Origin of the sequence: Hymenobacter jeongseonensis (genome assembly GCF_015694725.1) — a bacterium.
Classification (GTDB): domain Bacteria; phylum Bacteroidota; class Bacteroidia; order Cytophagales; family Hymenobacteraceae; genus Hymenobacter; species Hymenobacter jeongseonensis.
In genome coordinates, this window is sequence record NZ_JADQDQ010000002.1 from 1 (window position 1) to 13,611 (window position 13,611).

The window sequence follows — 13,611 nt, forward strand, 5'->3', positions numbered from 1 at the left end:
AAGCAAAGCTGGGGCCCGGGCTACCTGGCCGTGGCCTGGCGCCGCCCCGACGGCGTCCGCCAGGAGCCCATCCCCGGCGCCGCCCTCATCCCCTACAGCGCCACTACAGTAGCGGCACCTGCTCCGGAGCCAACGCCGGCGCCCGCACCAGCGCCCACTCCTACGCCTACGCCTACGCCCATTTCGGGTTCCAAAGTGCGGGTCACGTTCACTTTTTCGGCGCCGCCTGCCAGTGCCACCTCACGCATTGCTCCCACGCTCTACAACAAGTCCCGGGTGCTGCAATTCGAGGAAGATGATTCGCCGGCAGCCATTTTTAACGATGTGTACCCGTTGCTGAAAGGCGGGGTGCGCAATGGCCAGACTTACCCCGGCCTGCGCTACACCGACGGCTGCGGCAACGCCCGGCCCTATACGGCGGCCGTGGCCATCAACGGCCACAATACCTACAACAACTCCGTGTGGCTGGACCCCGGCACCCAGCACGATGCCAGCCGCCTGGTATGGGCGCAAGCGCAGGAACTGCTGAACAATGGCTGGGACGTGGAAAACCACTCCGACCTACACACGGCCACCAACCCCGCGCAGCAAATCTCGGCGCTTGATGGCCTGATTGCCAATAACCTGCAGGGATACAAGACGTCGGTACACATCGTACCCACTAACTTTGCGGGGTATCCCACGGCGGCTTTTGCTGCGGGCTACGTGGCCGTTTCCAGCAACAGCCAGAGCGACAACTTTCCCATGCTCAACGCCTACAATGGCAACCGGGTGGCGCTGAGCGCCCTGCCCTCCCCCAGCACGCCCTTCGTGTACAACCGCTACATGGCGGACCAGAATACTGGCGGCGGCGAAACCAACGCCACGTTCCTGAGCCGGCTGAAAACGGTGAGCGACAACCTGATGGCAGCCGGCAGCAGCGCTTCGGAAGTGTATCTGCAGCGGGTTTTCACGCACGGCATGACTTTCAGCGTGCTTGCCGATTGGATGAACTACACCCAGTCCATTGCCCAAGACCGGCTGTGGGTCACCACCTTGCGTGAGTTTGCCGAGTACCGCCGTGTTAGCGCACAGGTTGTTAAAACCGAAGTGCTCAGCGGCAATACCCTCACCGTGGACCTGGACTACGCGGGCCTGAGTGCCAACACCCGCTTCCAGAACCTTACGCTGCTGGTGACTTCCGCCGGCACCATCAGCAACATTAGCGTGACCGGTGCCCAAAGCGCAACCTATAACAAGGCCACTAAAATGGTCAATGTGTTCCGCACCCCGCCCACGACCAGCACCCCGGTTACCTCTCCCACGCCCGAACCTACTCCGACGCCTACGCCCACACCGAGCCCAACGGGGTGCACTGGCACGGGCAGCCTGCTGCGCGAGCAGTGGAGCAACCTCTCGGGCACGGGCATCGCCGCCATTCCAGTTACGACCAAAGCGACTAGCAGCGCCGCCATTACGCAGTTTGCTACCCCCAACCAGACGAGCTACAACAACGGAGCCCGCATCCGCGGCTACGTGTGCCCCCCACTCACCGGCACATACACCTTCTGGATTGTGGGCGACGAAACGGCCGAGCTCTACCTGAGCACCAGCGCCGACCCCACCAAGAAGGTGCGCATCGCCTACAGCACCGGCTGGACCAGCTCGGCCAGCGACTTCACCCGCATGCCCAGTCAGCAGTCGGTGGCTATCACCCTGCAGGCTGGTACGAGGTATTACATTGAAAGCCTGCACAAGCAGGGCTGGGGCGCCGGCTACCTGGCCGTGGCCTGGCGCCGCCCCGACGGCGTCCGCCAGGAGCCCATCCCCAGCGCCGCCCTCATCCCCTACAGCCTTAGCGCCACCACGGCCAGCGCCACCGCCACCACCGGCGGCCTGCTCGAGGCCAGCGCCCCTGCCCCGGACCTGGCCGCCCGCCCCGTGCTCGGCGTCTTCCCCAACCCGCTGCGCGGCGCCGACGCCCGCGCCACCGTCGAGTTCGCCCTGCCCACCGCCGGCCCCGTCACCCTCGAGCTCTTCTCCCTGCAGGGCCAGCGCCTGCGCCGCCTCTACGCCGGCCCCGCCGAAGCCGGCGCCCCCCGCCAGGTCCCGCTCGACGCCGCCGGCCTGGCCGAGGGACTCTACCTGCTCCGCCTCACCTCCGCCCAGCAGGTCCTCACCCACAAAATCCAGCTAACCCGCTAAGCCCGACCCGACGCCGGGCACCGCCCCCGAACGCCCGCGCAACAGCCCGGCTCCTTCCACGGGGCCGGGCTGTTGCGCGGGCGTTCGGGTTATTCAGCTTGTATTCAATGCGAGTTCAGAATTCAAGAGAATAATTACTAGCTAGCAGCATAGTCATTATTCATTTTTATAGTGCTGAGCTGCAGTGGGAAAGGTCCAACTTGTACGACACCCGAAAATTAGATTCCGGAGTCAGTTTTTCGGACAATAACCATCCGAATCCGGCATGGTGTGAGCTAGTGTAGTGCTTGCGGGTTGGGCCTTGGCTGGTGGGTCTGAAAAAAATCGACGAGCCAAATTATTTTTCATGTACTCCACACATGAGCTTACTCATGAAAATGAATCAAGTCACAAATTTAGGTTATCGCCCTGATTATAAAATAGTTGCAATATTTATAATTCAGGTTATTATACAGTAAAAAGCAGGCATTATACCAATTACAGTTAACCACATTGATGATTTGTCAGTATGTTAACGCATTGCTTATTCGTCTTGTTCAAGGAATAAATTGTACTATATATGAACCAAATCTTTCCACTGTCCACATGCTAGTGTATGTCCAATATGAACAAAGTCCTACTTATTGTTGATGATGAACCATCTATTTGTTTGATTCTGGAGCATTACTTCGGGTTAGACTACAAGGTGGTGGTAAAGGCGAACGGGCTACAGGCCATGGAATGGCTGGAGCAGGGCAACACCCCCGACGCCATCGTGGCCGACTACGACATGCCCGTGATGGACGGGCCGGATTTCATCAAGCAAATCCGCGCCAGCAGCCGGCACCGCGACGTTGGCCTGATTATTCTGTCGGGCAAGGACAGCACGAGCAACAAAATCACGTGCCTCAAACTCGGGGCCGATGACTACCTCGTCAAGCCTTTCAACCCGGAAGAGCTCAGTTTGCGCATTCAGAACCTGCTTCACCGCATCAGGGTATAGCCATGAACAGCAACAAGATATCCGTCTTGTATCTAACTCATGACGAAGTGGAAGGCCGCCGCTTTCAGCAGGAGTTTGAGCAAGAGCTGGAGGCTGTCGTTGTTACCACCCCGGCGCAGTGTTTGGCGTTGTGCTCGCAACCGTCTGCACTCCCATTTACCGCGGTGCTCAACGCAGCCGACCCGGCCTCCGGCCTGGGCTTGCGCCTTATGCGCGTGCTCAAGCAGGAATACCGGCTGGCGCCGCCCGTGCTGTGGCTGCTGCCGCCGCCGGTGGCCCCGGCGCTGCGCGCGGTGCTGCTGGAAAGCGCGGGCAGCGAGCTGTTTTCGGCCCGCGACGACCAGGCCCGGCTCCTGACCCGGCTGCAGTTTTTGGCCCGTGCCCGGCCCGCGGCGGCCAGCTACAGCAGCCCCTACGCCCTGCGAATGCCGCTGAGCAAGCGCATCATGGACGTGGTGTGCGCGGGCGGGGCGTTGCTGGTGCTTTCCCCGCTCTTGCTGGTGCTGGCGGCGCTCATCAAGCTCGAATCGCGCGGGCCGGTGTTTTACTACTCCTACCGGGTGGGCTCGGGCTACCGGGTGTTCAAATTCTGGAAGCTGCGCTCGATGCGGACGGATGCCGACAAGCTGCTGGATTCGATGCGGGGCCTGAACCAGTACCAGTCGCGCGGTTCCAGCGCGGGGCCCGAGGCCACCGGCCTGGCGGCCCTGTGCGAAACCTGCGCCACGGCCGGCACCACCTGCCGGCAGCAGCTGGTGGACCAGCGCGGGCGGCTAATTTGCGAGCTGCACTACCGCGCGCAGCAGAAAGCAAACGAAGCCCCGACGTTCCTCAAAATTGCCAACGACCCGCGCGTGACCCGCCTGGGCAAGTTTTTGCGCAACACCAGCCTCGACGAACTGCCCCAGCTCTACAACGTGCTCCGGGGCGACATGTCGCTGGTGGGCAACCGCCCGCTGCCTCTCTACGAAGCCGAAAAGCTGCTGACCGACGAGTACTCGAGGCGCTTCATCGCGCCGGCGGGCATCACGGGGCTATGGCAGGTGACGCGCCGGGGCAAGGCGGGCGAAATGTCGGAGGACGAGCGCAAGGCGCTGGACATTGAATATGCCCGGAATTATTCGATGAAGAAGGACCTCGAAATCATTCTAAAGACTATTCCTGCCTTATTTCAGAAAGAGAACGTATGATAAAAACGCTCCTCCGTGCCCTGCTATGGGCATTACCCACGACCCTGGCGTTCGGCCAGGCCAAACCCGCAGCAAACGAGGGCTGGCAGAGCGTTTTTTTCGACTCGCCCGAAACCACGCTGCCCATTCTCACCGCCGCTGCCATTCAGCACTCGGCGCAGCTCAAGGCCATGGAGCTGGACAAATCCATTGGCAAGCAAAACATTACGCTTGCCAAGGAAGCCATTTTGGGGAATTTGGGCGTGAATACTAACTACACCTACGGCAGCTTGGTGTCGGTGGGAGGCACGGGCCTCGACCAGCTGGCGGTGCGCAATACGCCGCGCTATTCGGCGGGGATTAATTTTTCGCTGCCCCTGGGCCAGTTGGTGAGCCGGGGCAACCAGATTAAGCGGGAAGTACTAAGCTACGAGCGCACCGAGGCCGTTCGGCAGGACCAGGAAAACCAGCTGCGCCAACAAATTATTCCGCTCTACCAGAACGTGCGGCTGGCCCGCAAGCTGCTCACGCTGCAGCAGGAAGCCTACGTGAATGTGCGTACCAACTACCAGCTGGCCGAGAAGCAGTTCCGGCAGGGGCAACTCACCCTGCAGGAGCTTTCGGGCAATACCGGCCAGCTCACCTCCGCTTCGATGGCCCAGGAATCAGCACGGAGCCAATACGACACCGCCTTCATGATTTTGGAAGAAGTGGTGGGCGCTAAAATTTCAACTTTAATGACGACCCGATGAGCTTCTCCGAAATTCTCCGGCTGCTGGGACGGAAATGGCGCCTGCTCCTGCTGGTGCCGTTGGCGCTGAGCGCCTCGACATATTTCTTCGCCCGCCAGCTGCCCGACAGCTACAGCTCCGACACCACCATTTACACGGGCATTGCCTCGGGCTACTCGCTCACGGGCAATGCCGCGTCCGACTACAACACGACCAACAACGCGTTTGACAACCTCGTCAACCTGATTGAGTCGCGTTCGACGAAGGAGGAGGTGGCGTACCGCCTGCTGGCCGACCACATCTGGCAAACCAGCCAGCACCCGGAGTGGCTGGCCTGGCCCACCTACGAAGGCCTGCAGGAAGGGCTGCCGGCACGGCTGCGCCAGCAGCTGTCCGGCCCGACCCGCGAGGCAACGCTGGAAAAAGTCCGCGCATTTGCGAAAGCCAACAATTCCAACGCTGTGCGCCGCCTCCTGAACTCGTCCAACCCGGCGTACTCGCTTTCGGCCCTCGACTACCTCAGCGCCAGCCGCATTGGCTCGAGCGACCTGATTCGGCTGTATTACGAGAGCTACAACCCCGACATTGCCCGCTCCACGCTGGAGCTGGTGACGCAGGTGTTTCTGGACCAGTCCCGCAACCTGCGCGAGGGCCAAACGGCTTCGGTTATTGAGTATTACGAAGCCGAATTGAAGCGCGCCAAGGACCGGCTGGACAAAGCGGAGGCCGAAAACTTGGCCTTCAACCGCGACAACAACATCATCAATTTCGAGTCGCAGTCCGACAACATTGCCATCCAGAAGGAATCTTTGGCCGAGCAAATGACCCTGATGAACCAGCAATACGCGGGCGCCCGGGCCGCGCTGGGGGCCGTGAACCAGAAGCTGGGCGGGCGCCAGGCGTCGCTGCTCAGCAGCCGCCAAGTGCTGGAGCAAACCCAGAAGCTGAACCGCCTGAACGCCAACTTGGCCGACCTACAGTTTGCGGGCAAGTCGGACGCGGGCACCGCCGCCAAAGCCAAGCAGCTGCAGGCCGAGGCCGACCGTACCGCGCAGGCCATTCAGAACAGCGTCGACACGTATTCGACCCAGAGCACCTCCACCGAAGGCATTCCCAACAAGGACCTGCTGGGCGAGTGGGTGCAGAACATGGTGCTGGTGGAATCGAACAAAGCCAAGCTGGCGGTGATGAACCGGCGCCGGCAAGAGTTTGAGCGCGAATACCAGCGCATGGCGCCTTTGGGAGCCACCCTCAAGCGCATTGCCCGCGAAATTGACCTGGCCGAGAAAGCCTACCTCACGGTGCTGGCCAGCCTCAACGCCAGCAAGGCCACCCAGCAGAACACCCAGCTCACGGCCAACCTCAAGATAGTGGACCCGCCCAATCTGGCTTCCAAACCCAAATCCAACCGCTTGGTTTTGATGGTGTTGTTGAGCGGCCTCGGCGGCTTGGTGTGCGTGGCGGGCACCATCGTGGGCCTTGGGCTCATGGATAAATCCCTGAAGAACCCCGTTGAAGCGACCCGGCAGATTGGCCTGCCCGTGGCCGGCCTGATGCTGGACGCGCACGCTCCGCCTACTCTGCGCCTGCAAGCCACGCAGCAGCGCAGCCTCGACCAACTGGTGCGGCACATTCTGCTCAAGGCCAACACGTCCCAAATGCCCTCGCCGTTCGTGGTGGGCATTTTCAGCGTGCAGCGCCAGGAAGGCAAGACCATGCTGTGCCAGGCCCTGTCGCAACGCTGCCACGACATGGGGGTGCAAACCCTGGCTCTCTACCCCGACTCCGACGGCTTTGACCCGTCTTCGGACGCGCCTTCGCTGTTTTACCCCTCCGAGGCGGCGGCCGTGCACGGCTGGCAGCTCGACCAACTGATTCAGCACGCCACGCCCAAGCGCATGACGGCCATCAGCTCGCCCGATGTGCAGCTCGTGCTGGTCGAATTCCCGGCCCTTCGGGAAGAAGCCCTGCCGGTGGGCCTGCTGCGGCAGCTGCACCTGATTTTCCTCACCGTGCCGGCCACCCGCACCTGGCGCCTCACCGACCACCAGACGGTGCAGGAACTGCGCTCGGCGACCTCGGCGCCGGTCGAAGTGGTGCTATCGGGCGTAGCACAGCACCACGGCGAAGAAGCCCTGGCTTAATCACGGCGGGCTTTTCGGCCCGCCCTGCCGCTTTCCCAACTCATGCGATTCTCTCCCTCAACCCCCGAAACCCTGCTCAACTCGCGCTGGCTGTTGCCGGCCGCGGTGGCGCTGGCGTTGGCAATTGGCTGGCTGGGCGGGCAGTTGGGCGAGGGCGTGCCCGGGGCGTTGCTGGTGGGGCCGCCGCTGGTGTTTTTCCTCGTGCTGGTGTTCAACAACCCGCGCAGGGGTTTCATTGCGGCGCTGGTCTACGCGTTTGTGCTCAGCTACTTCACCCGCCATTTGGTGAATGTGCCGGCGGGCACGGCCCTGGAAATAATTTTGCTGATTACGTGGGTGGCGGTGCTGTTTCACCGCACTTCGCCGCCCGACTGGTCGCTGATTCGCAATGACTTGTGTCGCCTCACGGTCATCTGGTTCGTCATCAACCTGCTGGAAGTGGCCAACCCGGCCGGCGCCAGCTTGCAGGGGTGGTTTTTTGAACTGCGCGGCAGCGCTTTGCTGTGGTTCTTGTCCGTTCCGCTGGGCTTTCTGGTGTTCAACCAAAAGCGCGACCTGAACCTGTTTCTTTACCTCATCATCGGCATTTCGATAGCGGGGGCGCTGTACGGCATCCATCAAAAGGCGAACGGCGTCGATGCCATGGAGCAGCTGTGGCTGGACAAAGGCGGGGCGCGCACCCACGTGATTTGGGGGCAGCTGCGGGCGTTTTCCTTCTACAGCGAGGCCGCGCAGTTCGGCTCGTCGCAGGCCCACGTGGCGCTTATCTGCGGCATCCTGGCCGTGGGCCCGTTCTCCTGGACCAAGCGCATACTGCTGGCCGGCATTGCGCTGGTGCTGCTCTACGGCATGCTGGTTTCGGGCACGCGGGGCGCGTTTTTTGTGCTGGTGGTGGGGGCGTTTGTGTACCTGGTGCTCAGCAAGCGGGTGTGGATATTGATACTGGGGTGCTTTCTGGCCGCCGGGGCGTTTGGGGTGCTGAAATACACCAACATCGGCGACACCAACCCCAACGTGTTCCGCATGCGTTCGGCGCTCAATCCCAACGACCCGTCGCTGCTGGTGCGCCTGGAAAACCAGGCCATCCTGCGCGACTACATGGCCACCCGGCCCTTTGGCGGCGGCATGGGCGTGATGGGCATGTGGGGCCAGCTCTACAACCGCGACAAGTTCCTGGCCAAGATTGCGCCCGACAGCTACTTCGTGAAAGTGTGGGGCCAGTATGGCATCGTCGGCTTCATCATTTGGTTTGGCTTTATGCTCTATATTCTGGGCAAATGCGCGGGCATTGTCTGGCGCCTCCGCGACCCCGTGCTGCGACAAAAGCTGCTGGCCCTCACGGCCGGCTACGCGGGCATTCTCATGGCCAGCTACGGCAATGAGATTATGAACCAGGTGCCCTCGTCACTGCTGCTATATACCTCGTGGGTGTTCGTTTTTCTGGGCCCCAAGCTCGATGCGCCCACGCCCGTCATCATCAAAATAAGTCCCGCCGCTCATGGCTAGGCCGCTGGTTTCCATTATTACCATCAATTATAACCAGGCGCGGGTCACCTGTGCCCTGCTGGCCTCGCTGCGCCAACTCACCTACCCCAACTACGAGGTAATTGTGGTTGATAACGCCTCCCCCACCGAGGACCCGGGCCCGATAGCGGAGCAGTTTCCAGAAGTGCAGCTCCTTCGTTCGCCGCAGAACCTGGGCTTTGCCGGCGGCAACAACCTCGGCATCCGGGCGGCCAACGGAGCCTACTGCCTGTTTCTGAACAACGATACCGAAGTGGTGCCGCACTTGCTGGAGCCCTTGGTGGCCGTGTTTGAGCGCAACCCCGCCATCGGCATCGTTTCGCCCAAAATCATCTTTTACGGAACCGACGGCCTCATTCAATACGCCGGATGCGACGGCATCAGCCCCTGGACCGGGCGCAGCCGCGTCATTGGCTGTCTCGAACCCGATAAGGGCCAGCATGATACATCGCACGTCACCGCCCTCATCCACGGCGCAGCCATGATGGTGCCCACCGCCGTTATCCGCCGGGCAGGTCTGATGCCGGAGTTGTACTTCCTGTACTACGAAGAGCTTGACTGGTGCGAAATGATAAAACGCCTGGGCTACCTGAGTTACTACGAGGCCGGGGCCACGGTGTACCACAAGGAATCGGTATCGGTGGGCCAGGGCTCAGTGCTGCGCACCTACTACCTGAGCCGCAACCGCCTGCTCTACATCCGGCGCAACACCACAGGGCTGCGGTTTTGGAGCGGGCTGCTGTTCTACTTGTCCGTCGCGGTGCCCAAAAACAGCCTGAAATACGCCCTGCGGCGCGAGTGGCCCCACCTGCGGGCCCTGTGGCGGGCGCTGGGCTGGCACCTGCAGAAGCACCCTGTTCACCAAAACCATTACCTGCCGGCCGCTTCACTGGCTACCAACCCTCGCTCTACAACCTTATCCGACAGCCACTTGCCAAGCTTGGCGGCGGTTGCCCGGCCCAGCGTTCCCTCGGCAACTTAATCCCCGCATTTGCGGTGGATTCCGCTCGTTTTTCGGGCGCAGCCTCGGCCCTCGGGTTCCTGATACCAATGCTTCCTTCTTACCAGCATGAGTTCACTGCTCCTATTTCCTGCCCTGATTCTCTACCTGCTCGGCGGCTGCTTGCTGTTCAATGTGGGGTACCTGCTGTTTTTTTCGGTGGCCGGGCACCGGCGGCAACCGGCGCTGCCCGCCGCGGGTGCCGCGGCGCCGCGCCGTATGTGCGTGCTGATGCCGGCGTACCACGCCGATGCCGTGATTCAGGAAACGGGCCCGGTGGCCGGGCGCCACGTCTACGCCGGGCAAGCGGATGTCCACGTCATCGCCGATGGTTTGCAGCGGGCCACGGTGCAGGAACTGCGCCAGCGCGGCGTCGGGGTGGTGGAAGTAGCGTTTGAGAAAAGCACCAAGGGCAAGGCGCTGCTGGCCGCGCTCGATTCTTTGCCTCGCCACGCCTACGACGTGGCCGTGATTTTGGACGTGGATAACGAGATGGCGCCGGGCTTCTTAACGCAGGTAAACGCGGCTTTCGCGGCGGGCTACCGGGTGGTGCAGGGCCACCGCACCGCCAAAAACCTGGATTCGCCCTTTGCCGTGCTCGATGCCTGCAACGAGGAAATCAACAACCACATTTTTCGGCAGGGCCACGCCAGCCTGGGCCTGTCGCCGTCCCTGATTGGTTCGGCCATGGCGTTCGAGTACGAGTACCTCCACCAACTGCTGCAGGACATTGGCGACACGCCCGGCGAGGACAAGGAACTGGACTTCAAAACGCTGAAAGACGGGGTGAAAATAGCCTATCTGCCCCAGGCCTACGTGTACGACGAGAAAACGCAGAACTCCCGGGCCTTTGCCCGCCAGCGCACGCGGTGGCTGGCCACCCAAAAGGAGTTTTTCGTGAAGTACCTCGGCGAAGGCTGGCGGGAACTGGGCCAGGGCAACTGGGACTTCGTTGATAAAATTGTGCAGTCCATGCTGTTGCCCCGCATCCTGCTGCTGGGGCTGCTGGTGGCGCTGCTGGGCTTGGCGCTGCTGTGGCCGGTGGGGCCAGCGCCAGGCTACTGGCTGGCGCTGCTGGCCGGTACGGCGGCGGCCCTGCTGCTGGCGCTGCCGGCACGCCTGTATACCTGGCAGGTGGGGCGGGCACTGCTGCACCTGCCGGTGGCGTTGGGCGCCATGCTGCTGGCTTTGCTGCAAATCAGAAAAGCTAAAACCTCCTTTATGGCGACTCCGCACACGGCTACTACCGCCCGAAGCGCCGCCCCCCAGCACTAAAATTCGACCGTTATGCCTTGGGAAATCATCATTGTGCCCGCCCTCATCAGCCTGCTTATTGGCTGGCGCCAGGGCCTGCGGGCCACTGCAAAAAAGTAATGCCGCCACCCGCTCGCCCCGCTCATGAAAAACCAGAACATCATCATGCTCTGCCAGCAAAACTGGGACATTGGCATCGCCACCAGTGCCAAGAACCTGGCTCTGGAGTTCGCGAAAACCAATCGGGTGCTGTACGTCAACATGCCGCTGGATGTGAATACCGTGGTGTCGGGCTTCAAAGAGCCCGAGGTGCAGAAGCGGCTCAGCGTCTTGTTTGGCCGGGCAGAAGGCTTGGTGCAGGCCGAGCCGAACTTATGGGTGCTCACGCCCAAGGTGCTCGGGGCCTCCATCAACTGGCTGACTTCCCGCAAAGCCTTCCAAGCGCTGAACCGTTGGAACAGCACGCTGCTGGCTACCAGCATTGCCCAAGCCGCCCGGTCCCTGGGGTATGAATCGTATTATTTGCTGCAAGATGGCATCATTTTTCAGGGGCTGGAACTGAAGCGGCTACTGTCCCCGCGCCTGTCCATCTACTACCTGCGCGACTTCACCATTGCCGTGCCTTATTTCCAGCGCCACGGGCCGTGGGTGGAAGCCCAGCTGCTGAACCAGGCCGATGTGGTGGTCGTGAACTCGGCCTACCTGGGCGACTACGCCCGGCAGCACAACCCCAATACCGTCGACATCGGCCAGGGCTGCGCGCTGGACATGTACCGGGCCGAGCTTGAGTACGAAAAACCCGCGGACCTGGCCCACGTGACGCAGCCAAGCCTGGTGTATACGGGTTACCTGACGGCCATCCGGCTGGATATGGACTTGCTGCTGGCCATTGCGAAGCAGCGCCCGCACTGGCACCTAGTGCTGGTAGGCCCGGAAGACGAAGTTTTCCGGCGAAGCGAACTGCACGATTTGCCCAATGTCTTTTTCCTCGGCAACAAGGCCCCGACCCAACTGGCGGCGTACCTGCAACACACCGATGTTTGCATTAACCCACAGCTGGTTAACGAAGCAACCATTGGGAATTATCCGCTCAAAATAGACGAGTACCTGGCCATGGGCAAGCCGGTGGTGGCCACCGCCACCCGCACCATGGAGTGCCTCTTTCCGAACCATGTGTACTTGGCTACTGGCACCGCCGAATGGCTGCAACACCTCGACACCGCCATCGCGGCATCCGGGCGCGAATGCATTGAGGCCCGCATTGCCCTGGCCCACTGCCACAGTTGGGAAGCCAGCGCGGGACGGCTTTACGCGGCCGTGGCCCGCACCGAAGCCCGCGCCCAACCAGCCCTGGCCGGGCAGTAAGTTTCTCTGCATTCAAAGTTTACCAGTTCGCCTTAATTTACCTAGCGATGCCTCCTCCTTCCAAAATCCGAATCCTGGAAACCATCCGGCAAGGCACTATTGGCGGAGGCGAAACGCATGTGCTGGACTTGGTGCAGGCCCTTAACAAGGAGCTGTACGAGCCCATTGTGCTGTCGTTTACGCCCGGCCCGATGGTGGACCGGCTGGCGGCCATGGGCGTAAAAACCTGCGTCATTCCCACAGAAAAGCCGTTCAACGTCTTCAAGTGGGGCCAGGTATCGCAGTTGCTGAAGGACGAGCAAATTGACCTTGTGCACGCCCACGGCACCCGCGCGGCCTCCAATACCTTTTGGGCGGCCAAACGGCTGGGGCTGCCCATCGTTTACACGGTGCACGGCTGGTCGTTTCACGTCGACCAGCCGCCGGTGGTGCGCAAAATCCGCCAATTAGGCGAGCAGTTGCTGGTCAGCCAAGCCGATGTAACAGTGTGCGTATCCGACAGCAACCGGCAGGACGGCCTGGCTTTCAGCCCCATGGCGCGGTCCGTGGTGATTCGCAACGGGGTAAACCTGCAGAAATTCAACCCCGACCGGGCTTTCAAGGACCTTCGGGCGGAACTGGGCCTTGGGGCCGACCGCATTTTGATTGGATGCATTGCCCGCATCACAGGGCAGAAAGACCCGCTCAGCTTTGTGCGGGCTGTCGCCGCCATGCCCGCGTCGCTGCCCGCTACCTTCCTGCTGGTGGGCAATGGCGACCTCAAAGCCGCCGCGGTGCAGCTTGCCCAGGACTTGCAACTGGGCGCGCGGCTGGTGTTTTTGGAGGCCCGGCAGGACATTCCCGATGTGCTGCGGGCGCTCGACATCTACTGCCTGCCCTCGCTGTGGGAGGGCTTGTCTATTGGCTTGCTCGAGGCCATGGCCATGGGCAAAGCGGTGGTGGCTACGGCCATCGACGGCACCCGCGAGGTGGTGCAGGACGGCGTAAATGGCCTGTGCATACCGCCCAAGTCGCCGGAGCAACTGGCCGCCGCGCTCACGCGCCTCCTCGCCGATGCCGGGCTGCGCGGCCGGCTGGGGGCCGCCGCCCGGCAAACGGTCGCTCGCGAATTCAACGTCGAAACCATGACCCGGCAGGTGGAGCAGCTTTACCAGCAGCTGGCCCCGGCGCGGGCCGTGCCCAGGCCGGCAGCCGTTTAGCCACAGGGGCTGAAAACCCCGTTTTGCAACCCCAATTTCTTTGCCTGCAACTGTTTACA

General features: G+C 61.8%; 10 protein-coding genes. All 10 read left to right on the forward strand.

What is annotated here, in order from left to right; translation table 11 throughout:
• Window positions 1-2,184 (forward strand): PA14 domain-containing protein (locus I2I05_RS03675; RefSeq protein ID WP_196280886.1); only part of this gene is annotated, 2,184 nt, incomplete at its 5' end.
• Between the two features lie 604 nt (window positions 2,185-2,788).
• A complete protein-coding gene (locus tag I2I05_RS03680; RefSeq protein ID WP_230688150.1) occupies window positions 2,789-3,166 on the forward strand; it encodes a response regulator transcription factor in 378 nt (125 codons plus the stop codon).
• A 2-nt stretch (window positions 3,167-3,168) separates the two neighbouring features.
• Window positions 3,169-4,356 (forward strand): sugar transferase, encoded by a 1,188-nt coding sequence (locus I2I05_RS22275; RefSeq protein WP_196280888.1) that lies wholly within the window; start codon window positions 3,169-3,171, stop codon window positions 4,354-4,356.
• Entirely contained in the window at window positions 4,353-5,087 is a 735-nt protein-coding gene (locus tag I2I05_RS03690; protein ID WP_196280889.1) for a TolC family protein, read from the forward strand. Before I2I05_RS22275 ends, I2I05_RS03690 begins: the two co-directional genes overlap by 4 nt.
• Window positions 5,084-7,210: a GumC family protein gene (locus I2I05_RS03695; protein WP_196280890.1), complete on the forward strand. Its 2,127-nt coding sequence runs from the start codon at window positions 5,084-5,086 to the stop codon at window positions 7,208-7,210. Before I2I05_RS03690 ends, I2I05_RS03695 begins: the two co-directional genes overlap by 4 nt.
• A 42-nt stretch (window positions 7,211-7,252) precedes the next feature.
• The gene (locus tag I2I05_RS03700) at window positions 7,253-8,716 is read left to right on the forward strand and encodes an O-antigen ligase family protein (RefSeq protein WP_196280891.1); all 1,464 of its coding nucleotides are present in this window, start codon (window positions 7,253-7,255) and stop codon (window positions 8,714-8,716) included.
• Entirely contained in the window at window positions 8,709-9,716 is a 1,008-nt protein-coding gene (locus I2I05_RS03705) for a glycosyltransferase family 2 protein (protein ID WP_196280892.1), read from the forward strand. Before I2I05_RS03700 ends, I2I05_RS03705 begins: the two co-directional genes overlap by 8 nt.
• Window positions 9,717-9,803: 87 nt before the next feature.
• Window positions 9,804-11,009 (forward strand): glycosyltransferase, encoded by a 1,206-nt coding sequence (locus tag I2I05_RS03710; RefSeq protein ID WP_196280893.1) that lies wholly within the window; start codon window positions 9,804-9,806, stop codon window positions 11,007-11,009.
• 123 nt (window positions 11,010-11,132) lie between these two features.
• The gene (locus I2I05_RS03715; protein ID WP_196280894.1) at window positions 11,133-12,353 is read left to right on the forward strand and encodes a glycosyltransferase; all 1,221 of its coding nucleotides are present in this window, start codon (window positions 11,133-11,135) and stop codon (window positions 12,351-12,353) included.
• A 47-nt stretch (window positions 12,354-12,400) separates the two neighbouring features.
• A complete protein-coding gene (locus tag I2I05_RS03720) occupies window positions 12,401-13,552 on the forward strand; it encodes a glycosyltransferase (protein WP_196280895.1) in 1,152 nt (383 codons plus the stop codon).
• Window positions 13,553-13,611 lie beyond the last annotated feature (59 nt).